The 24,677-nt window shown below is 48.7% G+C and carries 30 protein-coding genes and 1 pseudogene; 14 read left to right on the forward strand and 17 right to left on the reverse strand.

The features are described from left to right. From GKO28_RS22785 to GKO28_RS09830, 6 genes are all read right to left on the reverse strand, one after another. Positions 1–93, reverse strand: coding sequence for a hypothetical protein (locus tag GKO28_RS22785; RefSeq protein ID WP_374220721.1), 93 nt, complete (start codon positions 91–93; stop codon positions 1–3). Beyond that, positions 83–1,111, reverse strand: a complete 1,029-nt coding sequence (locus GKO28_RS19760) for an adenosylcobinamide-GDP ribazoletransferase (RefSeq protein ID WP_247646466.1) — start codon at positions 1,109–1,111, stop codon at positions 83–85. The genes GKO28_RS22785 and GKO28_RS19760 overlap by 11 nt, the downstream gene beginning before the upstream one ends. Further along, complete coding sequence (locus GKO28_RS09820; protein ID WP_182076136.1) at positions 1,059–1,358, reverse strand: histidine phosphatase family protein; 300 nt, start codon at positions 1,356–1,358, stop codon at positions 1,059–1,061. Before GKO28_RS09820 ends, GKO28_RS19760 begins: the two co-directional genes overlap by 53 nt. Beyond that, positions 1,358–2,032: a nicotinate-nucleotide--dimethylbenzimidazole phosphoribosyltransferase gene (locus GKO28_RS21425; RefSeq protein WP_307838977.1), complete on the reverse strand. Its 675-nt coding sequence runs from the start codon at positions 2,030–2,032 to the stop codon at positions 1,358–1,360. The genes GKO28_RS09820 and GKO28_RS21425 overlap by 1 nt, the downstream gene beginning before the upstream one ends. Further along, positions 1,990–2,406, reverse strand: a complete 417-nt coding sequence (locus tag GKO28_RS21430; RefSeq protein WP_282099269.1) for a nicotinate-nucleotide--dimethylbenzimidazole phosphoribosyltransferase — start codon at positions 2,404–2,406, stop codon at positions 1,990–1,992. The genes GKO28_RS21425 and GKO28_RS21430 overlap by 43 nt, the downstream gene beginning before the upstream one ends. Positions 2,407–2,555: 149 nt before the next feature. Beyond that, positions 2,556–3,173: a GGDEF domain-containing protein gene (locus GKO28_RS09830; RefSeq protein ID WP_182076137.1), complete on the reverse strand. Its 618-nt coding sequence runs from the start codon at positions 3,171–3,173 to the stop codon at positions 2,556–2,558. 219 nt (positions 3,174–3,392) lie between these two features. Here GKO28_RS09830 and waaC point away from each other — a divergent pair, with 219 nt between their 5' ends. The 5 genes from waaC (at position 3,393) to GKO28_RS09855 (ending at position 6,844) form a co-directional block, all read left to right on the forward strand. Beyond that, positions 3,393–4,340 (forward strand): lipopolysaccharide heptosyltransferase I, encoded by a 948-nt coding sequence (gene waaC, locus GKO28_RS09835; protein WP_307839095.1) that lies wholly within the window; start codon positions 3,393–3,395, stop codon positions 4,338–4,340. After that, complete coding sequence (locus GKO28_RS09840) at positions 4,340–5,458, forward strand: 3-deoxy-D-manno-octulosonic acid transferase (protein WP_247646755.1); 1,119 nt, start codon at positions 4,340–4,342, stop codon at positions 5,456–5,458. Before waaC ends, GKO28_RS09840 begins: the two co-directional genes overlap by 1 nt. Positions 5,459–5,487: 29 nt before the next feature. Continuing rightward, on the forward strand, positions 5,488–5,646 hold the full coding sequence (locus GKO28_RS09845; RefSeq protein ID WP_203564081.1) for a hypothetical protein: 159 nt from the start codon (positions 5,488–5,490) through the stop codon (positions 5,644–5,646). An 87-nt stretch (positions 5,647–5,733) separates the two neighbouring features. Continuing rightward, positions 5,734–6,438, forward strand: coding sequence for a disulfide bond formation protein B (locus tag GKO28_RS09850; RefSeq protein ID WP_182076139.1), 705 nt, complete (start codon positions 5,734–5,736; stop codon positions 6,436–6,438). Between the two features lie 13 nt (positions 6,439–6,451). Continuing rightward, complete coding sequence (locus GKO28_RS09855; RefSeq protein WP_307839096.1) at positions 6,452–6,844, forward strand: thioredoxin domain-containing protein; 393 nt, start codon at positions 6,452–6,454, stop codon at positions 6,842–6,844. Positions 6,845–6,903: 59 nt separating this feature from the next. Here GKO28_RS09855 and GKO28_RS09860 read toward each other — a convergent pair whose 3' ends face one another. The 4 genes from GKO28_RS09860 to hemB form a co-directional block, all read right to left on the reverse strand. Further along, on the reverse strand, positions 6,904–7,341 hold the full coding sequence (locus tag GKO28_RS09860) for a PliI family lysozyme inhibitor of I-type lysozyme (RefSeq protein ID WP_182076140.1): 438 nt from the start codon (positions 7,339–7,341) through the stop codon (positions 6,904–6,906). Positions 7,342–7,381: 40 nt separating this feature from the next. Then, positions 7,382–8,179, reverse strand: coding sequence for a sulfite exporter TauE/SafE family protein (locus tag GKO28_RS09865; RefSeq protein ID WP_182076141.1), 798 nt, complete (start codon positions 8,177–8,179; stop codon positions 7,382–7,384). Positions 8,180–8,252: 73 nt separating this feature from the next. After that, positions 8,253–9,197 carry an ankyrin repeat domain-containing protein gene (locus GKO28_RS09870; protein ID WP_182076142.1) on the reverse strand — a complete coding sequence of 315 codons (945 nt, stop codon included), beginning with the start codon at positions 9,195–9,197 and terminating at the stop codon, positions 8,253–8,255. Positions 9,198–9,300: 103 nt separating this feature from the next. Beyond that, complete coding sequence (gene hemB, locus GKO28_RS09875) at positions 9,301–10,305, reverse strand: porphobilinogen synthase (RefSeq protein WP_182076143.1); 1,005 nt, start codon at positions 10,303–10,305, stop codon at positions 9,301–9,303. 1,328 nt (positions 10,306–11,633) lie between these two features. Between hemB and GKO28_RS22790 the strand changes: the two are divergent. Together GKO28_RS22790 and GKO28_RS22795 are read left to right on the forward strand one after the other, a co-directional pair. After that, positions 11,634–11,771: pseudogene (locus GKO28_RS22790) on the forward strand (mechanosensitive ion channel domain-containing protein); the annotation flags it as partial. Positions 11,772–11,849: 78 nt separating this feature from the next. Further along, positions 11,850–12,194, forward strand: coding sequence for a hypothetical protein (locus tag GKO28_RS22795; protein WP_374220763.1), 345 nt, complete (start codon positions 11,850–11,852; stop codon positions 12,192–12,194). An 86-nt stretch (positions 12,195–12,280) separates the two neighbouring features. Here the strand turns inward: GKO28_RS22795 and GKO28_RS09885 are convergent, their stop codons facing one another. Further along, positions 12,281–14,074 (reverse strand): ATP-binding protein, encoded by a 1,794-nt coding sequence (locus tag GKO28_RS09885; RefSeq protein ID WP_182076145.1) that lies wholly within the window; start codon positions 14,072–14,074, stop codon positions 12,281–12,283. Positions 14,075–14,078: 4 nt separating this feature from the next. Then, positions 14,079–14,573, reverse strand: coding sequence for a molybdopterin-binding protein (locus GKO28_RS09890; protein WP_182076146.1), 495 nt, complete (start codon positions 14,571–14,573; stop codon positions 14,079–14,081). Positions 14,574–14,794: 221 nt separating this feature from the next. Between GKO28_RS09890 and GKO28_RS09895 the strand changes: the two genes are divergently transcribed. The 6 genes from GKO28_RS09895 (at position 14,795) to GKO28_RS09920 (ending at position 18,828) form a co-directional block, all read left to right on the forward strand. Further along, the gene (locus GKO28_RS09895) at positions 14,795–15,382 is read left to right on the forward strand and encodes a hypothetical protein (protein WP_182076147.1); all 588 of its coding nucleotides are present in this window, start codon (positions 14,795–14,797) and stop codon (positions 15,380–15,382) included. Between the two features lie 11 nt (positions 15,383–15,393). Then, positions 15,394–16,128, forward strand: a complete 735-nt coding sequence (locus GKO28_RS09900; RefSeq protein ID WP_182076148.1) for an MBL fold metallo-hydrolase — start codon at positions 15,394–15,396, stop codon at positions 16,126–16,128. A gap of 111 nt (positions 16,129–16,239) precedes the next feature. Then, positions 16,240–16,971, forward strand: coding sequence for a peptidylprolyl isomerase (locus GKO28_RS09905; protein WP_173532939.1), 732 nt, complete (start codon positions 16,240–16,242; stop codon positions 16,969–16,971). 126 nt (positions 16,972–17,097) lie between these two features. Next, entirely contained in the window at positions 17,098–17,781 is a 684-nt protein-coding gene (locus GKO28_RS09910; RefSeq protein ID WP_182076149.1) for a Crp/Fnr family transcriptional regulator, read from the forward strand. A 317-nt stretch (positions 17,782–18,098) separates the two neighbouring features. Continuing rightward, on the forward strand, positions 18,099–18,449 hold the full coding sequence (locus GKO28_RS09915; RefSeq protein ID WP_182076150.1) for a YMGG-like glycine zipper-containing protein: 351 nt from the start codon (positions 18,099–18,101) through the stop codon (positions 18,447–18,449). Positions 18,450–18,474: 25 nt separating this feature from the next. Next, the gene (locus tag GKO28_RS09920) at positions 18,475–18,828 is read left to right on the forward strand and encodes a hypothetical protein (protein ID WP_173532942.1); all 354 of its coding nucleotides are present in this window, start codon (positions 18,475–18,477) and stop codon (positions 18,826–18,828) included. Positions 18,829–18,895: 67 nt separating this feature from the next. Here the strand turns inward: GKO28_RS09920 and GKO28_RS19765 are convergent, their stop codons facing one another. Then, complete coding sequence (locus tag GKO28_RS19765) at positions 18,896–19,981, reverse strand: site-2 protease family protein (protein WP_203564082.1); 1,086 nt, start codon at positions 19,979–19,981, stop codon at positions 18,896–18,898. A 320-nt stretch (positions 19,982–20,301) separates the two neighbouring features. Here GKO28_RS19765 and GKO28_RS09930 point away from each other — a divergent pair, with 320 nt between their 5' ends. After that, positions 20,302–21,609: an erythromycin esterase family protein gene (locus tag GKO28_RS09930; protein WP_182076151.1), complete on the forward strand. Its 1,308-nt coding sequence runs from the start codon at positions 20,302–20,304 to the stop codon at positions 21,607–21,609. 56 nt (positions 21,610–21,665) lie between these two features. On the opposite strand, the gene GKO28_RS09935 is transcribed toward GKO28_RS09930, so the two are convergent. From GKO28_RS09935 to GKO28_RS22230, 4 genes are all read right to left on the reverse strand, one after another. Beyond that, on the reverse strand, positions 21,666–22,154 hold the full coding sequence (locus tag GKO28_RS09935) for an HAD family hydrolase (protein ID WP_182076152.1): 489 nt from the start codon (positions 22,152–22,154) through the stop codon (positions 21,666–21,668). Positions 22,155–22,240: 86 nt separating this feature from the next. Then, positions 22,241–23,041 carry a DUF4080 domain-containing protein gene (locus tag GKO28_RS19770; protein ID WP_247646467.1) on the reverse strand — a complete coding sequence of 267 codons (801 nt, stop codon included), beginning with the start codon at positions 23,039–23,041 and terminating at the stop codon, positions 22,241–22,243. A 49-nt stretch (positions 23,042–23,090) separates the two neighbouring features. After that, positions 23,091–23,723, reverse strand: coding sequence for a radical SAM protein (locus tag GKO28_RS19775; protein WP_247646468.1), 633 nt, complete (start codon positions 23,721–23,723; stop codon positions 23,091–23,093). A 103-nt stretch (positions 23,724–23,826) separates the two neighbouring features. Next, a complete protein-coding gene (locus tag GKO28_RS22230) occupies positions 23,827–24,663 on the reverse strand; it encodes an ATP-binding protein (protein WP_307838978.1) in 837 nt (278 codons plus the stop codon). Positions 24,664–24,677 lie beyond the last annotated feature (14 nt).

Here is a 24,677-nt window from a genome sequence, read left to right on the forward strand (position 1 = left end):
TCAGAGGCCGATTATACCTGCGCCCAGTACGGCGATGAGGAGTAATCCGCTTTCACAAATTTCAATGCCTGCGCCCAAACAATCACCCGTCACGCCGCCTAATTTGGCTTTCAGCCCATTGCCGATAGGCGAGCAACACCAAGGGCGCAATCAGCAGTGCGGGGCTCAATAGCGCCGTCGCCAGCAGTAGCGCCAACCACCAACATAGCGCGAGTAAACGCTGGTTTTGCCACGCAAATTGCTCGGCCATACCGGGGGCTAAAGCGGGGAGGGTTTGCCAGCAAAATACCCCACTGCGCGCCCAAGTTGGAATCAAAATCAGCGCCGCCCATTGTTGCTGGCGGATCAATAGCATTAGCAAGATGAGTTTCAGCAAACATTGCATGATCAGCGAGAGCACGCCAAAGCTACCCAGATGCGGATCTTTGAGTACCGCTAAAAATCGCGCCGGATCACGATGCGCCGCACCTAAACCATCGGCCATATCGGCTAGACCATCCAGATGCAAGCCACCGGTAATCCACACCCAGATCAGCAAACCGCAGATGGCCGCCAACCACGGGTCAAGCAGCGCGGTGAAATACACTGCGGTCAATAAATGCGCGCCAATCAGCGCGCCAACGGCAGGAAACCAAGCGACGGCTTGTGCTAAGAGTTTGGGATCAAAATTGGGGATGGTTGGCGTTGGGATTCGGCTTAAAAATTGTACCGCTAAGGCCGGAATTCGCCAGTCAAAGCGTCCCATTAGCGCGCGTCCGGTAAATGATTTTGGATGCCTAAAATCATCGGCGGCCAGTCTTGATCCCACCACAGCGTGATGCAGCCCGCTGGGGGCCAGCCAAAATTGGCCATGCCTTGCGGCAGGTAAACCCAGTGCGTTGAGTAAAATCGCTTTGATTGTGCCTTGATGGGCAATCAAAACCCGGTGCTCAGCGTCGCCACTGGCAATCCACTTTTCGAGCGCCGTTTGCACCCGCAGGTTAAACGCATCCCACGTCTCGCCATCGGGTAAAGGGTGGGCGGCGGGATCGTGTTGCCAAGCATCCCAAGCGGCGTGTTCAGTAGCGCTCCAATCGGCTTTGGCTTTGCCGTCGATGCTGCCCAGATTCATTTCGTTCAAAACCACGCTCTAAATGCAGCGCAATACCGAGTGACATCGCGGCATCGAGAGCAAAATCAGCCGCGCGCGCCAAGGTTGAGCTAGCAATCGCATCGACCGGATGGGCGGACAGCTCAGTCCAACGGGCAGCTAATTGTTCGCGCCCTAAGATCGAAAGCGCTGGATTGCTGTGGCCAAAAATAGCCTGCTCAGCCCCTTGGGCCACGCCATGACGGATCAGCGTGAGGCGAAAGGCCATTACATTGCTCCTGCGGCGACACCGGCCTCAGTAAAGGTGGCCATTTCGCGGTGTAGAGTGAGCGCCGACTGCAGGATGGGTAGGGCTAAAGCCGCACCACTGCCTTCGCCTAAACGCAGACCCAGATCGAGTAGCGGTGTTAAGTTCAGTGCCGCCAGTGCGGCGCGGTGGCCTTGCTCTTGCGAGACATGGCTGGCTAGCAGCCAATCGGCGACTTCGGGCTTGGCTTTGACGGCGACTAAAGCCGCTGCGGTGGTGGTGATAAAACCATCGAGTAAAATCGGAATTCCGGCTTCAGCGGCGGCGGTGTAATAACCGGCGAGTGCGGCGATTTCTAAACCACCGACTTCACGCAACCAATCGAGTGGGCTGTGGGCGCCTGCCGCTTTGGCGCGGGCCAATGCGTCGTTAACGACTTGGATTTTATGCTGGCGTGCGGCAAGCTCAATGCCGGTGCCAAGGCCGACAATCTCATCTGCGGCGTGATCGGTGAGTGCGCAAATCAAGGCGGCGGCGGCGGTGGTATTGGCAATGCCCATTTCGCCACCGATTAATAAATTTTTGCCATTTTCAATCGCATGCAGGGCACTGCCAGCGCCGATTTGCCAGGCTTTTTGGCACTGCGCTTCAGTCATCGCTGCCGTGACGCGTAAATTGGCCGTGCCAGCACACACACCGGGCTGCGAAACAGCTTGCCTTGGCTATTGATCGGATTGGGGTAGTCATGTTTGACACCCACATCAATCACATTGAGCGAGGCTTGGTTTTCTCGTGCCAAAACGCTAATGGCAGCGCCACCATGCATAAAATTGACCACCATTTGTGCTGTCACTTCGGCTGGAAAAGCCGAAACACCTTCGATTGCCACACCATGATCGGCAGCAAAAATGCAAATTGCAGGTTGGAGGCGTTTAGGAATGCTTTGTGCTGTGCGGCCAGCAAACCAGATGGCGATATCTTCTAAGCGACCTAAGCTACCGAGTGGTTTAGTGAGTTGGTTTTGTCTGGCTTGTGCAGCGAGGGCGATGTCGTTGGCGATGGCTTTCATTGCGTGATCCAATACAAGATCGCCTGACTTTAACGGCTCGTTCAAGACTGAGCAAGTTTGTTGATTGAGGTTTCAGTGCTTTTGCTTGCAGGTGGCGTAGCAAAGTGCGGATCAATGCTTAAAAACTGCCTCAATCAAAGAGGTCTGAATTAGGCTTTGGGGATCACCGGGAGCGAGGCTGGGAATACTTCAATCCGATCAACGCCCATTTTTTTTGCGGTTTGCAGCGCCGAATCGGCCGCAACTAAAATGTCTTCGAAGGTTTCGGTTTCCATATCCAGTGCGGCGAGCCCAATGGTAATCGAAATATAAAATTCGGCTTGATTCGGTAGCGTGATCGGGATTTGTTTGACGTTGCTACGTAATCGTTCGGCCACCACCATCGCGCCTTTGTAATCGGTATCGGGCAGCACTAAAGCGATTTCTTCGCCAGAATAGCGGCCGACTAAATCAAAGTCACGTACCGATTTGAGCGCGCATTCGGCCAAGCGTTTTAGCGCCAAATCACCAGCGTGTAAGCCGTGGTTGGCATTGATTTCTGCGCAATGATCCATGTCGGCGATTAAAACGGCCATTTTGCTTTGGCTACGTTGGGCGCGATTGACTTCACGCGCTGATAGCGTAAATAAATGGGGGCGTTGATATAATCCGGTCAATGCATCGCGTAATTGTTGTTCTGAAAGTCGTTGGCGCAATTGGCGAACTTTATTGGCCTGGAGTAATAGACCGACCGCCAATCCGGTACATAAGGCAATTAAAAGAGACATGGCATTACACCTTAAGTCGGTAAGCAAAAAGGGTCAAATTGTGACGTCGCGTCTCGCGCTTGTGTTTTGTTGATTTATTACCCAATAAACATGTTAATCCTTATGACACGCTGACGTTTCTTGATATTAGACCTTTTTAGATGAAGGGCTAGTGTTGCTTTGTTCACAAAGCTGGATTTGTCCGTCCCTGTTAGAATATAACAATGCAAAAAAATACTCATTGTTCGCCTTTCGTCGATGGGCGACGTAATTCATCAATTGCCAGCGATGACCGACTTGCTGCGTGCCTACCCCGATGCCGTGATCGATTGGGTGGTCGAAGAAGGCTTTGCCGAACTGCCACGGTTACATCCAGCGATTCGGCGGGTGATTCCGGTGGCGCTACGGCGTTGGCGTAAATCACCGATGGCCGCGGCAACGCGAGCCGAATGGGCGCAATTTAAAACTGAAATCCATGCTTGTCGCTACGACTTGGTGCTGGACGCGCAAGGCTTAATTAAAAGCGCCGCCATTGCGCGTTTAGCCTGCGGTCCGGTGGCGGGTTTTGATCGACATTCTTGCCGTGAGCCTTGGGCGAGTTTGGCCTATCAGCGCCGTTATTCGGTTCCTAAAAATCTACATGCGATTGAACGTAATCGGCGCTTAACCGCCGCTGCGAATGGTTATGCCTTGCAAGGTGAGCTTGATTACGGCTTAAAAGTGCCGTTGCAAGATTTGCCATGGCTAGGGCGCTCACCGTACGCGGTGCTGCTGACGGCAACCAGCCGCGAAGATAAAGAATGGCCAGAAAGCCATTGGATTGCGCTGGCGCAGCGCTGTATTGCTGCGGGCTTGCGGCCCGTTTTTCCTTGGGGCAGTGCTCGAGAAAAACAGCGGGCCGAGCGTTTAGCTGCGGCTTTGCCGCTGGCGTTGGTGCCGCCTAAGCTCAGTTTAACCGATGCCGCGGTCATGCTAGCGGGCAGCAGAGTGGTGGTGGGGGTTGATACCGGCTTAGCGCATCTGGCGGCGGCGGTGGCTGTGCCGGTGGTGGCGATCTTTTGCGCTTCAGAGCCGGCGTTAACTGGCGTAAAGGCGGCGACATTTGCGCTCAATTTAGGTGGCAATGGCACACCACCAACGGTTGATCAGGTGTGGGAAGCCACGTCGGCCGGTGGGCGTTTGCCGTGATGGTGCGCTGGGCGTATCGCATCTTACTGTGGCTGGGTTTCCCGCTGATTTGGCTGTATCTGCTCAAACGCAGCAAAAAGCAGCCGGCTTACCGGCAGTTTTGGGCTGAGCGTTTAGGGTATTACGCTGTAGATCTTACCAAAAAAGGTCTGCAGGACGATACCCAAAAGCCGATTTGGTTGCACGCGGTGTCGGTGGGTGAAATGCGTGCTTGTGCGCCGATTATTCAGGCGCTGCGTATTGCAGCACCGCATCGCCCTTTGTTGTTGACGTGTATGACCCCAACCGGACGAGAAACCGCGCAGGCTTTATTTGGCAACTTTGCCACCATTGTGTATTTACCTTACGATTATCCGGCAGCGATTCGACGGTTTTTACAGCGCTTTCGACCGCAATGCGGCGTGGTGATGGAGACCGAAATCTGGCCGAATTTGCTGCATGAATCGGCCGCCGCCAAGGTCCCGCTGGTGCTGGCCAATGCGCGGCTTTCTGCGTCCTCTTTTCGGGCTTATCAGCGGATTTTGGCATTGATTGCGCCAGCGATGGCCAAGTGGTCGCTGGTATTAGCGCAAGCACCAGCCGATGCCGAACGACTTGCCGCTTTGGGTGCGCCAGCCCCCAAGGTGATGGGCTCAGTTAAATTTGATCATAGCAACGATGCGGCTATCGTCGCGCGCGGGCAGGCTTGGCGCGCAGCGTTACTTCAGCAAGCCAACCGTCCATTAGTGCTATTGGCGTCGAGTCGTGAAGGCGAAGAGGCGGCGTTTTTAGCGCAATGGCAAAGCGTGTATGGTCAAACGGCGGCAGCGCCGTTGTTGATTATTGTGCCGCGTCATCCACAGCGCTTTGATGCCGTGGCCGATTTAATTCGCAGCCATGGCTTGGCGCTACAGCGACGCAGTCAGTGGCAACAAGACATCGTTGCGGCGGATGTGATTTTGGGCGATAGCATGGGTGAAATGGCGGCCTGGTTTGCCGCGAGTGATGTTTGTATTATGGGTGGCTCGCTGCTTCCCTTTGGTAGCCAGAATTTTATCGAAGCTTGCGCTCAGGGTTGTCCGGTATTGCTTGGGCCACACACCTTTAATTTTTTGCTGCGGCAACGGAAGCGGCCTTAGCTGAGGGGGCTGCTTGGCAAGGGCAAAGCTTGTTTGAGATCATGGATCAAATGCAGCAATTGCTGCTGGACCAAACCGCGCGGCAACAGATGAGCGCGGCCGGAGTTCAGTTTGCTAACGCGCATCGCGGTGCAACGGCAAAGTTGGTGCGTGAGCTGCGCGATTTATCTTTAGGTTTTGGTAAATAAATCATAGATATGTCCAGCATGGTTTTTGTATCATGCCATCCGATTACTCACTTTTACTGAGTCACGCCAATCGGCGAAGGGATTATTTTGTCGCAAAGCACCGATGTATCGTCAGATTCTGCCAATAACGGCGCCTGGTATTGTTTATTTATTTGTTGGCTGATTGCGGCTACTTCCACCTTTGGTAGCTTGTTTTTTAGCGAAGTGATGCATATTCCGCCGTGTGTGTTGTGCTGGTATCAGCGGATTCCGATGTATGCGATGTTGGTGATTTTTAGTGTGGCGCTATTTCCTTTAGATCGTAAGGTGACGCGTTATGCTTTGCCGCTGGCGGTGATCGGGTGGTTATTCGCTTTTTATCATTTATTGATTTACAGCGGGGTGATTCCAGAAGGGATGCAGCCGTGTACGGCCGAAGTGTCATGCGCAAAGATTGATTTGGAACTGATTGGCTTTATCACGATCCCACTGATGTCGGTGGTGGCGTTTTCGTTGATGATCGGCTTGCTATTAATGATTTCTAAAAGGGTTCAAAAAATGAAACGTTCACTGATTGTGATCACTAGCGTGGTCGCGATGGCGGCTTTGTTTATTATTGGTGCCGTGGTGTATTCCAATAAAAGCGCCGATCAATCGCAAAGTTTGGCAGTAGAAAACAGCGCCGCGTTAAATCGCTTTTCATCAATTACCTATGGCCCAGCGGACGCCAAAGTGCATATTGTTGAATTTATGGACCCCGCTTGCGAAGCGTGCAGTCAGTTTTATCCCTTTGTAAAAAAATATCATCAATAGCCATCCGGGCAAAATTAAGCTGACCGTTCGTTATGCTAATTTCCATCAAGGCTCGGATTATGTGGCGCAAGTTTTGGAAGCCGCACGTGCACAAGGCAAATTTTGGCCAGCTTTAGAGGCTTTGTTTGTGACGCAAGAGCAGTGGGCCAGCCATCATGCACCAGCGCCAGAAACGGTTTGGCAGTACTTGGGGCATTTAGGCCTCGATTTTGATCAAATGCGTAAAGACATGAATGAGCCGAAAGTGATGGCGGTGATTGAACAAGATCGCGCTGATGTGAAGGCATTACAAATTACTAAAACGCCAAGTTTTTACGTCAACAACAAGCCGTTGACGAAGTTTGGTCATGAGCAATTACAGCAATTAATTAATAGCGAACTCGCTATTGCCTACCCTGGGCAATAAATAGTCAACGAAAAAAAACGGCTACGGCCGTTTTTTTTTGCTTGTCAAAATGAGTTGTTTTACTTTTTGTGTTGAGCAAAAGCTTGAATCAGCTCGGCATTGGGCGCTAAGTCTTTGACAGCAGCAAGCCATTGAAGTTGATTATTTTGCCAGCTAAAGGCATCGACGCTTAAATAACCACCACTGCCGGCTGAGCGAAACACCACCATCACCTCATCAATGCCATCGCCATTGATATCGGCATTGATGACGCGCTCAAGGCTGCCATCACGGGGTTTAATTTGTCCGCTGAGAAACACATCAAATGGAAACTCGCTATTACCAGCCGCATAAAGTCGAATGGCGTAGCTGCCGATGCTGCGCGGCTCAAGCTCACCTTCGTTGACGACAATATGCTGTTGATTGGGTAGCTGTAGCTGAATTGATCTAGATGGTATCTCAGCATAAGCCATAGACATCAAAGCGTAGGTGAGTATACCTAATAGTTTTTTCTGCATTATGATGTCCTTTGATTCGATCAATATGGCGCTTTAACACTTAAAGCAAACTGATTAGCATTTTGCTCGCCAAGACGATTAAAAGGGCAGCAAAGCATTTTTTGAGCACCGGCACTGGCAAGCGATGCGCCGCTGCTGCGCCGACTTTGGCCATTGGAAAGCTGGCTAAAACAATCCCCAATAGCGCCGGTAAATAGACAAAACCCAAGCTACCTGACGGCAGTTGCTGCGCCGACCAACCGCTAACGATAAAACCCAGCGCCCCAGCAATCGCAATTGGAATCCCAATCGCTGACGAAGTACCAATCGCCGTTTTAACCGGCACATTGCACGCCGTCATAAAAGGCACCGATAAAGAGCCGCCGCCAATCCCCACCCAGCTCGACAACAGGCCAATACCGCTGCCCACCAGATTCATGCCCAACACATTGGGCAATTGCCGAGTGGGCTTGGGTTTGAGGTCCAGCAGCATTTGCGCGGCAATTACATAGGCAAAAATAATAAATAGCCACTTTAAATGGACCGCCGAAATCCAAGCGGCAATTTGCGCGCCAATAAACGTACCGAGCACAATGCCCAGGCTGATCTGCCGCACAATATCCCAACGCACTGCGCCTTTTTGCGCATGCGCTCGTACACTGGCGGCGCCGGTAAAAATGATGGTCGCTAATGAAGTGCCAATGGCTAAGTGCTGCTGATGCTCGGGGGCGACACCAACCCAGTGAAAGACCCACAATAAAGCCGGAACAATCACCAAACCGCCGCCTACGCCTAATAAACCGGCTAAAAATCCAGCAACAACTCCAACAGCAAGGCAGGCAAGAATGGCTTCAAGCATGGATAGAGCATCTCATCTGGCAGAGTAAGTCAGGAATAATATTTTATATTTCGCTGATTATGCCGTTTTTTATTTAGCCTAGCTGCCATTCACCTTGAATATTTTGCCGATCTGCGTATTCATTTAGCAAATCATACAGGCGTAATTGATTTAGTTTGAGTGCCAAAGCGCAGGCTGAATCACCTTGTTGATTACGCAGATGTGGATTAGCGCCATGCTGTACTAGCCAAATAGCTGCATTAAATTTTTGATTTGCCGTTGCTTTATGCAGCGCAGTCCAGCCTTCCTGACTTTGACGATTGATACCCAGCGTACCACTGTGATGAATGATGAATTGCATAACGGCAAGATGGCCACCGGCAGCGGCTTGCATTAATGGCGTAATGCCTTTGTCACTCGCTTGTTGCACATTCAGTTGGTGGCCAATTAAGAGTTTCACCAGCTCGGCATTGCCATTGAGTGCCGCCCAATGCAGTAGGGTATAACCATGCTGATCTTTGGCGTGTAGATTGGCTTTGAGGGCAGTTAATTGCACCACAATATCCAGTTTTCCGGCAAAGCAGGCGTGCATAATTGGCGTCCAGCCCGCTTCATCTTGTTGCTCGATGGGCATTCCAGCGCGGATAAACACTGGTAATAAATGATAATGCCGCTGCTCTATGGCTTGATGTAGGCCTTTTTGACTCACACTATGGCCGTGTTGCGTCAAGATGGCTTTGGCATCGGGGTCCATTTTGATGGGGGGAATATGCCCCCATAGATCGGCAGTTTGTGCGGGCAGGGCATCGAGTGCCACTTGTAGGCGAAAAATCTCGGTGGCTATCGCTTTGGGAAAGCCATCTTGTTTTTGCTGACCTTGGATTAGTAAATCATTAAAGCAAGCATCGAGCTGGTTTTGCTCCCAGCTTTGCATAATGCGCGCCAAGACCTTGGGGTAGCTCGCCTCGAGTTGACTAGGAAATTGATTCGGCCCGAGATGTTGCCGCAGGTGATCGATAAGAATTTGGACGTGAAGCATAACGCTGCCCATTTATGGAATCAGGACAGCGTCATTGAATCATTGAGTGCGGCGATGTCGCGCCGAAACAATACCTAAAATTGTGGCCAAAAATACCTTGACCTTACTTTTGCGTCAGCCAACGCGCGGCATCGAGTGCGTAGTAAGTCAAAATCGCATCCGCGCCCGCGCGTTTAAACGCCAAAAGACTCTCTAGCACCACACTTTGCTCATCCAGCCAGCCATTTTGGCTGGCTGCTTTGAGCATGGCGTATTCACCGGAAACTTGATACACAAAGGTTGGCACTTTAAATTCATCTTTCACGCGGCGAACGATGTCGAGATACGGCATGCCGGGTTTGACCATCACCATATCAGCGCCTTCGGCCAAATCGAGTGCCACTTCATGCAAGGCTTCATTGCTATTGGCGGGGTCCATTTGATAGGTATATTTATTACCCTTTCCTAAATTACCCGATGAGCCGACCGCATCACGGAACGGGCCGTAAAACGCTGAGGCGTATTTGGCAGAGTACGCCAAAATCCGCGTGTGGATATGGTCTTCACGATCTAAAGCGGCACGAATCGCGCCAATGCGGCCATCCATCATATCGGAAGGTGCCACCATGTCGGCACCGGCTGCGGCATGGCATAAAGCTTGGCGTATCAGCGCATTCACGGTTTCGTCATTTAACACATAACCATGCTCATCAATAATGCCGTCTTGCCCGTGAATGGTATACGGATCAAGCGCAATATCGGTAATTAAGCCTAGATCAGGAAAGCGAAGTTTCAGTTCTTCGAGCGCCCGTGGCACCAAGCCACGGCGATTCCACGCTTCGGCAGCATCGAGTGATTTAAGCTGCGGCTCAATCACTGGAAATAAAGCTAAAGCGGGAATACCCAGTTTTACGGCTGCTTCCGCGGTGTAATACAGTTTATCGAGGCTTTGCCGCGTGACGCCGGGCATAGAGGTGATGGCTTCTTCGCGATTTTTTCCATCTAACACAAATACCGGCAAAATAAAGTCATTGGCGCTTAAGCTGTTTTCACGCATTAAACGCCGTGAAAAGTCATCGCGGCGCATGCGGCGCAAGCGAGTGTGTGGAAAGGGGCGATTGCTGTGCATGCGATTCTCCTGATGATTTAGCCAGCAATTTTATCTGAGTCGGCAACAAAATACTGTTGTGATTATTGCTAGTGGATTTATTTCGCCGTGCTAGGCAATGGCCATTTCCTAGCTTGATTTCTACGACAACAATAAACAAGTAAGGTTGTTGATGGGAGAATGATGCAAACGACGTATTTTTAGCCAGCAAATCGGCGATATACCGATACAATCGGTGAAGGTCTTTGTCGCGGTGTGATCAATCAATAGGTGGATATGATGAGAAAAATAGTCGGCTTAATCTGCATCTTGCTGCTGGTATGGACGAGTTTGGCTTACGCTGCTGAGGGTAACTCTATACTTGCCAACGCCGAGACCAGCCAAAGTGAAGACAATGAGGCACTACCTTTAACGGTGGACAACCGCACTTTGGCGGTATTTCGCGTCGGCATTTCTTCATATACGCAAAGAGATCGCGTTGAGGCGGCTAAATTACGCCTAGCGCGCATTATCAAAACCAAAGGTTTAGGCAAAGTCAGCTCAATGCCGGTGATTCCACCCGGGGTTGGAATGGCGATTTTGCTCGATGGACAAATGGTGTTTACGATTCAGCCGGGAGATATCAATGAGTTGGCTGGCGAAACGATGCCCTCAGCGGTTGAGCGGGCGACTGAACAGCTCAGCTTGCTGATTAATGATCGTCGTGAATTGAATAACCCGAAGCAACTGGTATTTGCCGGACTACATACCCTCGTAGCATCGGTCGTGTTGTTTTTGGGCTTGTGGATTTTAAGTCGCGCTCGGCCGCGAATGCTGAAATTGGGGCATCGCTATTTAGCGCAGCCGATTGCCAGAGTCGCAAAAAACACTGTCGGTGTGACCATTGCATCTTTAAATCAGTCTTTGCAATGGGTGGTGCGGATTTTCTTGGGGCTGCTGATTTTGTCCTTGCTGTATAGCTGGGCAAGTTATGTGTTTTTGCAGTTTCCGCTCACTCGCGCTTGGAGTGAGAACCTCAACGTCACGATTTTTGGCTTTTTGGGTAAAGCTGGTTTGGCGGTGCTCGATGCGATCCCCGGCTTGTTGGTGGTGGCGTTTATTGTGGTGTGTACCCGTTATTTATCCATGTTGATGGCGTTCTTTTTTAATCGCATTGAGCGTGGCGAGCTGAGCTTTGCTTGGTTTGATCGAGATACTGCCGGTACGACACGGCGCATTTTATCGGTACTGATTTGGCTGTTGGCCCTGGCGATGATTTACCCGTATTTGCCGGGTGCAAACACCGAGGCATTTAAAGGCTTGTCGGTGATTGTTGGTTTAATGGTGTCGCTCGGTGTGCTTCAAGCGTGGTGGGGCAATTTGCCAGCGGCTTTATTTTGGTTTACTCCAAATCGCTCAAGCAGGGTGAATTTGTGCAAATTGGCAATACCGAAGGCACTGTGGCGCATATTGGTTTGTTTGCCACCAAAATTCATACCAATTTACGTGAAGAAATTAGCATTCCTAATTCGGTGTTATTTGGGCAAAACGTCGTTAATTACTCACGCTTGGCTACCAATGGCGGGGTGATTTCACAGATTGTCGTGACCATTGGTTATGACGTGGCGTGGCGGCAGGTTGAAGCCATGCTATTGATGGCCGCGCAGCAAACAGCCGGCGTTCGCACTGACCCGCCACCAAGGGTATTTCAAACCGGCTTGCTGGATTTTTATGTGGAATATCATTTGCGCGTGGCGCTCGATGAGCCGCAGCGGCGGATGGAAATCTTGCACGATTTAAATGGCAAGGTTCAAGACGTATTTAATACCTATGGCATTCAAATTATGTCGCCAAATTATCGCGCTGACCCCGAGCAAGAAAAACTCGTTCCTGTTGAGCAATGGTATCGGGCACCGGCGAAAAAGGAATAAAAAGCTTTATTTGTTAGATGTGGGTATGTCTTTCAAGGCTATTTACTATATTGGCTTTACCGATATACCCATTGAGAATGAGTGACTTAAGTATGGCGATTTTTGTTAATGGTTTGTTCTAGTGTCTTGAGTAAAACGGGTTTGGCCAAAAAGTCATTCATACCAGCGGCGATAAATTCAGAGCGAGATTCCGCCAGTGCATCAGCCGAGAGGGCGATAATCGGAATCTTGGCATAATCGCCACCTAATTGACGAATTTGTCGGGCGGCTTCAAGTCCATCCATAATTGGCATATGGCCATCCATCAGTATCATGTCATAGTGTTTTTGCTGAATCATGGCCAGTGCTTCAGCGCCATCGCTGGCATAGTCGACTTGATGGCCTAAATTGGCCAGCATTGCGCCCACGACTTTTAAATTGATGGGATTGTCATCGGCAGCAAGGATGGACAAACTGGCACCGGATTTTTCGGTCTTTATGGCGGGTACGGTGATTTCGGGTGCTGCGCAATCATGTCGAGGTAATAGCACGGTAAATTGGCTGCCTACGTCTAATTTGCTTTGCACATCAATGTGCCCCTGCATTAATTCAGTCAGCGTCAGCGATATTTCTAGTCCTAGACCTGTGCCGCCATAGCGGCGAGCGGTGCTTTTTTCGGCTTGTTGAAAGCGCTTAAATAATCGAGACAAGCCTTCGGGTGTCATGCCGATCCCAGTGTCAATAATGATAAATATAATGTCTTTTTGATTGCAGGAAACGCAGAGACCGACTTCGCCTTCTTCGGTGAATTTAATGGCGTTACCGAGCAAATTGAGCAGGATTTGTCGTACCCGAACAATATCGCCAAGCTGCCATTCTGGGGTATTTTCGGTTAATGCTAATGTGAGATTGATTTTCTTTTCATTGGCGCGCACTCGCATTAAGCGCATGCATTCGCGAAGTAATTGATGCAGAGAATAGGGAATCGCTTCAAGCTCGATTTTGCCTGACTCAAGGCGCGATAAATCCAAAATATCATTCAGTAGCGCTAATAAATGCTGCGCTGAACTGCGTGCGGTAACGACGTAGTCTTTTTGTTGCTCACTGAGTTCCATAGTCGATAAAACGTCGAGCATCCCTAAAATTCCGTTCATGGGGGTGCGGATTTCATGACTCATATTGGCCAAAAAAACACTTTTGCTTTGGCTAGCTTGTTCGGCACGAGATGTGGCACAGGCAAGGGCATTATTGAGGGTTTCTAAATCTTTGCTGCGTTTGTGCTCTAAGCCATATTGCCGATAAAGTAATAATGAAAATGCAATGGTAAGTCCAAGCTGCAATAAAATCATGCCGGAAATGACGGCAGATTGTTCTTTCAATGTGTTGGAGTAATTTTCTGCGTTATGCAGCGTGTTGTCTTTGGCAATTTGAATCATATCTAAAATAATGTCTTGCAATTGACTCAGGTCATTTCTAAGTTCGATTATTTTTTCGCGGTTATATTTAAGTGGAACATTTGGCCCGAGATATTGATCTGTTTTTTTAATAAATGCGTGTAATGTTTTTAAATTATTTCGAATCATGGTGCTTTCGTCATTTCCAACGTACGACGCATTGGCAATGACATCGACGCGACTGACAAAAATATCGTAGCGCATTTGCAGGGCGCTAATTTGCTCTGCATCGTGCTCGCCCAATTGGTGTTCGACTTGGTCGGTGAGGCGAAAATATTCATAGCCTAATTGGGCGTAGGCCCACACATCATTATCCGCCTCGATGCGGGATGATTTTTGTAGTACTTCATATTGCCTGTTCAGCATGAGCATCGTGCTGACAATGATGAGTAGCACCACAATCGCAATAACTGAAAGTGGGCCTTTACTCAGAGGCTTTAGCCGCATGGTTTTATTCAGCCTTTATGGAAACCAGCTGCCATATCGAGCGAGAGAAGTAAGTTCTATTTTGTAGCTCTTTATTATTATCGAAAGGATAGATAAGAAATAGTGGACCTTTATCTCGAACGCTAAACGCTTTGCCGTCGATGGTTCTGGCGATAATTGGCCCAAGATCAGCATCACTGCTGGGAATGACGATGGTGTAATCGTTAATGGCTTTTAATTTAAGCTGTTTGCCTTTGCTGCCCGCGAGGGCAAGTACATCTTTTAGTGAAGGCCCGCTAAAAGTATGGATCTTGTTATACCAAGGTGAGCTGGTTTGAATGCTTTTCTGTGGTAGTTGATTAAGTATTGCGTCATCCAGCAAGAAGCTATTGCCTTGATTGTGTTGGCTGATATTGCCGCTTAAGGTTAATACAACTTTGCCTGTAGGGGCATCGATTGCATTGGCACACCATGCACTGATTAATAAAAGGCTGGCAAGGCATAAGCTTTTTATTTTCATGACTATTCTCCATGCTATTTAAGTAGCAATATTTCGTTATGGCTTTCATTACCCACTATAGATCAGCGAGGAATCAAGGTTGCCGCTGTTTTTTGCTTACGAAAAATGTTTTATTTTTGTATTTTAATTTGTGGATTCATTGTATTTTTTGAAAGGATATTTTGCGCTACTGCTAAGGCTGCAGCTATAAAGAAGCTACCCTTAAATAGTGAGGCGCCCTTATGGATCCACATATCAGTGGCGTGAGTGCATTACAACAGTCGGTTTTAATTCATGAAGAAGTAAAAGTGGTGGTCGTCAGCTGTTTTGAAATCAATCTAATGGGCTTAAATGCCATTATTTTGGCCAAGAAAGCGGGAGTGCATGCCAGGGGTTTTGGTGTTATCTCGGGGGAGTTGCGCTCTTTAAGTTTGGCGCTTCAGGCAGAAATGCATCGACTTGGTTTACTGGCGCAAGAATTACTCAATTCAGCAACCACTCGTTTGCAAGCAGAAAGACGATTGGCGCGCTTAACTGATGCTGCCGCATTTTCAGCAGAAGTGGCTGATTTACTCGCCCCAGCCATGGAAAAAACCCGCAATAAAATGGTGGTATTTAAAGGTGGGGGCAAATTTGGCGAATGCCTTGATGATGCGTATCAAACTTGTACTTTTGGCTTGGTTTTAGCCCGATCGGCTCGCATTGAGTCCGCGTATAGCGGTGAATTACGCACCATTTTGGCGGAGTTATCCGAAGAATTTGCTCAAAAAATAACCACGGTCTTGCCGCGTCTGGATGCGTTACGCCAAATTACCCAAAACCTTGCCTGAGATCTTGTCGAATGAAAAAAGCTCTATTGATTGCCAGTGTTGCTGATCATCGTTGGTTCGCCATCTCGCGTGACCCAGCCCGCCCAAATTATTTGATTGATACCAATGAATATGTGGTGACTAATGGCAACGACAGTATTCTTTGTGATCCTGGTGGCTCTGAGGTTTTTCCGGCGGTTTTTGCTGCGTTATCCGAAGTCGTTGATCCGCGCACGATTCAACGGATTTTTTCTTCGCACCAAGACCCTGATGTGATCTCTTCATTGGGTCTGTGGCATGATTTTAATCCTCAGATTAAATGTCATGTCTCTGGCTTATGGAGTGGTTTTATTCCGCACTTTGGTGGAGAAGACAACACGATTGTTGGCATTCCTGACGAAGGCGGCACATTGATGCTAGGCGAAGCGCCATTAACAATGGTACCGGCGCATTATTTACATTCATCAGGTAATTTCCATCTATACGATCCAGCGTGCAAATTATTATTCTGTGGCGACATTGGCGCAGCGCTATTGCCTGATGTGCATGCGTCGTTGTTTGTTGAAGATTTTGATCATCATATTCGTTATGCCGAAGGGTTTCATCGTCGCTGGATGGGTAGTAATACGGCTAAAAAACGCTGGATTGCGAAAGTACGCGAACTGGATATTGAGTTGTTGTGTCCTCAGCATGGGGCGATTTATCGTGGTGCTGATGTGAAGCGATTTATTGATTGGTTTGATGCGTTAAAAGTTGGCCTCGATTAGGACTTGATATTCGGCATATTCACCCATAACTAATACGGGTAAGCTATTGAGCAATTATTTTATAACCCAGCTTGAAGCTGGGTTTTTTATACCCAAAGATAGGATTTAATCATGGCGATTATCGTAAACGGCGTTGAAATCAGCGAAGCAAGTATCGAAAGCGAATTGGCGCAGCACGCCGAAGCAGAAAGCCCGCGCGATGCGGCAATCCAAGAATTGATTTTGCGTGAATTATTATTGCAAACGGCCAAAAAAGAAGGCATCACCGCACCAACAACTGAAGAAATCATCGGCACTTTGCTAGAAAAAGCCATTCCTGTTGAAGAAGCAGACGAAGCCGCTTGTCTTGATTTTTACAATAGCAATCCAGAAAGCTTTACCCGTGGCGAAATGGCTTCAGCCAACCACATCTTGTTCCCATTGGGCGAAGGCTTGACTGCTGGCATCGCTAAAGCAAAAGCGGAAGGCGTGTTGGCCGATGTCTTGGCCAATCCAAGCAAATTTGCTGATTTGGCTCGCGAACATTCAACTTGCCCATCTAGCGCACAAGGCGGTAGTTTGGGTCAATTTGGTCGTGGTCAAATGGTGCCAGAATTTGAAGAAGCGATTTTCTCGACTGAAGCGGGTGTGATTGTACCTACCTTGGTAGAAACCCAATTTGGTTACCACATCATTGAAGTGACTGCGCGTAGCGAAGGCGAAAGCGTTTCATTTGAAGAAGTGAAAGAACGCCTACAAGCCTTCTTAACTGATATGGCTGGCCGAAAAGCAATGCATGATTACCTCGGCAAATTAGTAACTAGCGCCAAAATCGAAGGTTATTCATTACCTGCAATGGCTTAATGCTGATTGCGTAACTGAATGGCGGTAAATGCAAAAAGCCAGATCGTCGATCTGGCTTTTTGTTTGGTGCCACCGTTATTTGTATTTAAAGTGAATCATCAATTTGTGTGAATGAATGTGAGTGATATGAGCGAATCTGTTGCAGCACCACCGTTTTTGCCGTTTTTGTTTCCATTACTGAATGAATTTCCAACTGAAATTCGGCAGCGTTTGGTGCAAGGCGGAATTGAGCGGCATGTGAAGGCAGATACTGTGATTTGCACTGAGGGTGCTAAAAGCGAACATATTTTGTTTTTATCCAGCGGTATTTTATCCATTACAGCGAACGAGGATCTGGGCAAACGCGCTTTTTTATATGGCTATATGCCGGCGGGATCAATTGCTGGATTGCAAATGTTATTTAATGAGCGCGTAAATACCTACTGTTTGACCAGTGCGGTTGATAGCCATTATTTGCTGATTGGCATCGACGATTTGCTTCAGGCTTTGCGCGAATATCCTTTGGCTTGGCAAGCTTGCGCCAAGGAGCTCGCTACGGGGGTTAAATTTTTGCTCAATTTTGTAAATTTATTATCCCATGCCAGTGGCTATCAAAAATTACGTACTTTTTTGGGCTGGTTGGAGCGAAATGCACAAGCGAGTCCTAATCAAGTGGGTTTGGATTTAAGCCAGCAAGAGATTGCAGCCCGGATTGGTTTATCCCGAGAAATGGTCAATCGGATGCTGGCTGAGCTGAAAAAAGGCGGCTATATCGAGCAAGATGAGCGCGGCCGTTTTCATATTTTGAAGCCCTTACCCAAAAAATTCTAAGTGAATTAGATTTGTCATTGCGGTGTGCGAAATGTCACTGCGGCTTGTTTTTGTGCTTTCATCCACCTAAGATCAGCCGATCTAAAGTATTCACCTCGATGCTATTCAAGTCGTAGATCTCGTCGTTAACCAAATAATCTTAAATTGCTGATCCAATCGCCTAATTCCTGCCGTTGGAGCTAACTGCATTTTTGGGATTTTATTTTCGTACTAAACTCAATCGATCTGCACGCTGATCTTTGGTGCCATATTTGGCATTTGGTCAAATTGAATGCGGCATCAGGATGAATTTCAAATAATTTAAATTGGAGCTAGTCATGCAAAAGAAAGTTTTAGTTCGTTGCCTGTTGGCCTTGCCTTTGGTGTTGGCTTTATCTCAGCCGGTGCAGGCGCGTAATGACAATCGTTTAACTAAGGGCGCTGTGATTGGCGGAGTGCTTGGCTTAGCGGCGGGGAATGGCCTTAAAGGTGCTTTAGGCGGCGCTGCAATTGGTGGTGGTTTGGCAGCAGTGAGCAGCGATGGTTATCGTGGCCGTCGTGCACAGCGCGGCGCTAAAAAAGGTGCGGTAGTTGGGGCTGTAATTGGCGGAATCGCCGGTAATGGTTTACGTGGTGCCTTAAAAGGCGCAATCGCAGGTGGTGCTGCCGGCGCCATTATTAATCATTAATTCATTATTTTTTGGAGCTTTTACCATGAAATTGATCGCACTTACTTTGAGTCTGGCGCTATTGTCACCTTTTGCTGCAGCAAAAGACGCTAAACCGGCTACTTTGCCAAGCTTGCAAGACGTAGCACACTTGAGCTGTACCGAAATGTGGTTAGAATCGGGCAAATCAGTGGATAAATTTTTCCATGCAGTTGAAACCATGGCCGGCTATTTATTGCAAAGCCGTGATGAGACTTTTCCTGATCAACTTGAAGCCGGTAAGCAATTTGGTGAGCGCATCGATGTAGCGTGTCGTAAAGCGCCAGATCAGTTGCTCATCTCTGCTGTTGATATCGCCTTGCGTGAGACTTTGGCAACCATCAAAACGCCAGCGAAGTAATTCGCAACTGCCTGAATAGTAAAAAGCCAGATCAACGATGATCTGGCTTTTTTTATGCGAAATACCATCAGTTTTGTAAGATTTTCAGCGGCATACGCAGCATATCGTCACCTAAACCAGCAAAATACCAAATAATGCCAATGAGCGCCGCCACAGTGAGCAAATACCAAACCAAAGAAAAAATCTGCCCATAGCGATCTAGCGGCAATAAATGGCTTTGATGTCGAGCCCGCCATTCAAAAACGATCTCTAAACTACCAATAAATAATAAAAATCCAAGTAAGGCGAGACCAAAATGGTAGCTCACCCACACCCCCAATAGCGCGCCAACAATACAAGCAAGTAAACCGAGCACGCTATTCATTGAAAAACTAATGCTCTTTAAAATATGCCCGCCATCGAGAGGCAAGATCGGCAATAAATTAAATAAATTAAGTAGTGCGTTAAAGGTGGCCAAACCGGCAAAAAAGATATTGCCAGTCAGCCAATACGCCACGCAAGACGCCAGCGATAATAGTAAGCCAAAGCTCGGCCCCATAATGGCAATGACCACATCTTGCCAGCGGGTGTTGATTTTTTCATCCGACAGCGCCAAGCCACCTAAGAATGGAATGAGGTAAATCCCTTTGGTTTTCATTCCAAAATATTTCATAGCGCGAATATGGCCGTATTCATGAAAAACCAAGCACGCCAATAAAGCCAGCGCAAATTGGAAGGAAAACAACCAAGAATAAGCCGCAACACTCGCGCCAGCCAGCGCCACTTTAATCAGTTTGGCGCTTTTAAATAGTTTTAACGCTAAAACTCCCAGACCCAGCAAGCTGAGCTTATTGGTCGTTTGATGCGGAACGACTGGACTTTGTCGCTCCATATCCTGAGTATTACGAGACCCCTTGGCAACAAGCGTTTGATCAATCAATAAGCGATAGTCCAAAACAAAAGGCTGCCATTGCAAATGGGTTTCAAGGCGAATCTGTTGTTCGCCAGACATGGGGTCATTCAGCGTAAATTGCAGTGCGCTGGCGCCTTCACGATCCGCTGAGGCGGCTTTTTCTGCGACCAGTGTGTTGTTCCAAAATAGCTGTTGCCAACCCGCCAAGCTGCCTTCGAGTCGCAATGGCTTGCCTAGGCAGTCAATATTTAATAATTCCACGGTATTTCCAATTCTTCCATCAATAAAAGTTAAGTCGTTGACGACGTTATCGTTGGTATTTGATCTTGGGCCACATTTTGAAGCAAATTCGCGCGCTTGAGTTTGTATTGTGATTGAACATGCAGTTTTTCATGCTCAAACAGAGCCCGCATTGCTGACTGTATTAATCAATTGAATGATCTGGCTGGGTTTATTTGAAATCAAAGACGTTTATTGATTGCACAGGTATAACCATGAGCTTGTGCTGTATGACAGCATATATGCGCTATGATTTGCCCCTTTTTGAAATTGGTGTTGATTGAATGCAACAAGGAAAACAAATGCGTCACCTCATTATTCTTACCGCAATGAGTCTTGCTTTAGCCGCTTGTGGAGAAAAACCCGCCGCAGTGGACACCACTGCGCCGGTAATCAATGCCGAAACAGAAAAAAACTTACAACACTGGTTCAGCCAAACAATGCAGCCTTTGCAGACCTTAGATGCCGCTCAAGCCACTGATCAGCAAGACTTGGCCACTTTTGGTGCCGCCGTGGGGGATGCGCGTTTAGTGGTGCTCAATGAAGACAGTTACGCCGACAAAAATGCCTATGAATTGATGAATCGCTTGGTGCAATACCTGCATCAGAACAAAGATTTTGAGGTGTTATTGATTGAAAGCGCGATGTTTGACGTCGAAGGCATCTGGCGTAGCGCCACCGAGAAAGACGCCAGTGTGGTCGAATTAGCGCCGGGCCGGGTGTTTTATATGTATTCACAAACCGATGCCAGTCGCAAAGCCTTGGCGTATATCGATCAAGCACGCCGCAGCGAGCGGCCACTGACCTTGGCTGGTTTTGATCTTCCGCTTGCCGGGTCGACGTCGATTAACGAATTATTGCCGACGATGACGCAATATCTGCAGCAAACAGGCTCAAGCATTCCGGTGCAAGCCAATTGGCCTGAATATCGTCAAGTGGCTAAACGAGCGATTGAGCTCAATAGCCAGGGCATGGATTTAACGCAATTTAAGCAAGTGAACGCCCAGCTCAAAGCCGAGCTGTGTCAAAACGCCGCCACTGGGCAAACGCCATTGCGTGAATCGGCCGGTTGGTGGTGCCAGCAAGTCAAATCGATCGAGGCCAGCGTTGGCCGCCAGCAGCATACCGATGACGTGAATTATGATTTGCGCAATCCAGTATTAGCCGACAATGTGCAATGGCTACTTGAGCAACCGTTTGCTGGTAAAAAGGTCATTGTTTGGACCAATTCATCGCATGGTTTGCCACAAGTGAGTGGCGTAGATCCAGCGACGCAACAGCCAATTTACAGCATGGGCTGGCATTTAAAACAGCGTTTTGGCGAGCAAGTTTATATTGCGAGATTGGCTGCGCTGGGCGGGAAAACCAATAAGTATTGGGATACAGGCGTTAAAGATGTTGTGCTAGCGCCAAATACCCTAGAGGCGCTATTAAAACAATCCAATTTGAAAGCTGGCTTTATTCACGCGCCAACAGATCCGACTTTGCGCGCGCAGTTAGCGCAATTTAAATCGCCAGCGAAGTTTGCGACCGATTACCAAGGTCTCTTTTTCTACCCACAAGCCGAACCCGCACTGCAAGGCGCACACGCCATTGTGCCTTTACCTTAAGCGAGTTGGCGCTTAAAAAAAAGCCAGTTCATGGTGAACTGGCTTTTTTATTGAGTTTATTTCTCAAGTGCTGATAAATGATGAATCGTGCCGTGTAATGGCGCGGATCGTACGTCCTTGCTTTGTCGATTGAGCCAGATCGCAGGGATGCTTGCGGCATTGGCTGCCAAAATATCATTGTCGAAATGATCACCAATCATCAGCACGTCAGACGGCGCAAGCGACAAATCATTGAGAATAAACTGGTAAAAGGCGCTTGATTTGGAGTGGCCCACATTGGCTTGGCAATAAATTCGTTCAATATATTGGGCTAAGCCAACGCGCTGGAGTGCCGCACGAATTTGCGCCTCATTGGACGCTGCCGCACTCGTTGCCAGCATAATGCGTGAGGTTTGACGCAGCTTTGCCAATAGGGGCAATGCGCCATCCATTGCCGCCACCTGTTCCCATTCGACCATCGGCAAGGTTTGCGTGGGATCGTCGCGCATCAAGGTGTCGCCCCAATCAAAGAGGTAAACCAAGGGCGATTTGGCTGGCAGGTGCATTCTGATAGGCTTTGGGATTTTAATAGCTGGGTATATTGTCGTAGATATTGCTTAGTAATTGCTACAGCAATATACCCAGTGTTGTTTTAGGCGTGTAGATGTTGCGCTTGCCGTGATGGGGCAACGGTTTCAGTGGCGGCTTTGGGTTTGTGTTGTTTGCCAGCGTAATCGCTTTCCAGTAAAGCGCCTGCCGCGACGGCTGACATACCTTGCGTTTGCAACCACAGCGCGACCATTTTCGCCAAACGATCGAGCGCGATGCGATGTGTGGCATCGGTGCTGGCGTAGAGCCAGTCGGCAAACGCCATAAAGTTAGCAAATGGCGCGTCGCCCAATAGCACTGGCAGCGTATTGGCAAAGCGCCCCGAATTGGCGACCAAATCCCAGTAACGCGCAAAGCGCACCAAGCGCTGCATCGTCGTGAAGTCGATGTCGCGATTGGCCAAGATGGTGTACGGCGGGAACGGGTCGTACACCATGGCAAATTCGGTGGTATGGCGAATAATTGGCGTGCCGCGCAGGCGTTTTAAAATCCCAAATTGAATTTCATGTGGCTTGAGTGCATACAGTTGATCAAAGCCAGTGCCAAAACTTGCCACCGTTTCTCCGGGCAAGCCAGCGATTAAATCCACATGCATATGCGCGTGTGAATGCTCGACTAACCAGCGGATATTCTCGGCCGCTTTTTCATTGTTTTGCTTGCGGCTGACCAAGGTTTGTACCTCGGGATTAAAGCTTTGAATGCCGATTTCAAACTGCAGACTGCCTGCCGGGAATGCTTTAATGCCGTCTTTAAGCGCTTCGGGTAGATGATCGGGCACCACCTCAAAATGCGCGAACACCGGATCATCCGGATGCGCGGCAATTTTATCGAGGAAGAACTGCATAATCCGCAGGCTGGTTTTGATATTTAGATTAAACGTGCGATCGACAAATTTAAATAGCCGCGCGCCGCGCTGAATACAGCGTTTCCATCTCGGCCAAAAAGCGCTCTAGCTCAAACGGCCACGCGGTTTTATCTAGCGCCGAAAGGCAAAATTCACACTTAAATGGACAACCCCGTGAAGCCTCAACATAGAGCGTGCGGTTTTTGATGTCATCATCGGTGTAGAGAGAATACGGTAGTTGTAAGTCATCCAGCTTGGCTTGCACACCGACGTGGATTTTCATCAAGGGCTGTGGGCCATTGAGAATCTGGCGACATAAATCCGGTAGTGTGATTTCGCCCCAGCCGGTGATGACAAAATCAGCGTCTTTAACAATCGCTTGCTCTGCGGTCTCAAAAGAGACTTCCGGACCGCCGAGGATGATTTTGATGTGCGGCGCAACGCGCTTAATCAGCGCCACTAAGCGGGCAGTTTCTTCGACGTTCCAAATGTAAACGCCAAAGCCGATGATCTGCGGATTTTTGGCCAACAGGCGCTCAGCAAATTCCGTGGTTTTACCGCCAATCACAAACTCCATGATTTCAGTTTGCGACTGCAGATCGCCCATATTGGCCTGCAAATAACGTAATCCTAGCGAGGCGTGCGTGTAACGGGCGTTGAGCGTGGACAAGATGATGGTCATGGCGGCGAAATCTAAGGCGAAAACGCTATTTTACGGGTTTATAGCCGGCAAGGTAGCAAGATTGTCTAATCGGTATTTGAGCTGCCGTAGTGAGCAGTGTGATTTAGTGGGTGACAACGAATTGGTCAAATTTCGCCATGAGCAGGTTAAAATCAAGCGGTTTCACCAGTACATCGTCCATCCCTGCGTTGATGCAGTGTTGGCGATCTTCTGCGAACGCGCCAGCGGTCAGTGCGATAATCCGTTGATGTGGTAGCGAATGGTCGAGTTCATTTTTACGAATTTGCTGTGTTGCGCATAAGCCATCCATGACCGGCATTTGACAATCCATCAGTACTAAATACGGCGGAGAATGGCGGTGCGCTTGTAGAATATCTAGCGCTTCTTGCCCATTGTCGGCGGTGAGGCTATTTATTTTCAGCTGATTGAGCATCGCCTGAGCCACTTTTTGATTCGTTAGCGAGTCATCGACGATCAGCACCCATATCGGCTCTGGTCCTTTAATGTTTACGCTAACTTGCCGTGCCCTTTTTCGCCGTTCACTGCTTGCTGGACACCGCGCCAATTGGATTTGAAACCAAAATCGCGACCCTTGCCCCACAACGCTGCTCGCACCGACGTGACCATTCATGTGCTCGGCCAAGAGTCGAATAATCGATAAGCCCAAACCTGTTCCGCCAAAGCGGCGTGTCGTTGAATGATCTGCCTGCACAAACGGTTGAAAGAGGGTGTTAAGACTTTCTTGCTCGATACCAATGCCAGTGTCGCTCACTGAGAATTCTAAAATAACTTTGTTATCGGCATTGGTAGTATGGTCGGGTATTTCCTGTAAATGCAGTGAAATAGTGCCTTTTTCGGTGAATTTGATCGCATTGTTGACCAAGTTGCTGATCATTTGGCGGATTCGTACTGAGTCGCCCGATATAACGCAGCGGTCCACAATCGGATTGAACC

The organism is Deefgea sp. CFH1-16 (genome assembly GCF_016881365.1).
Taxonomy (GTDB): Bacteria; Pseudomonadota; Gammaproteobacteria; order Burkholderiales; family Chitinibacteraceae; genus Deefgea.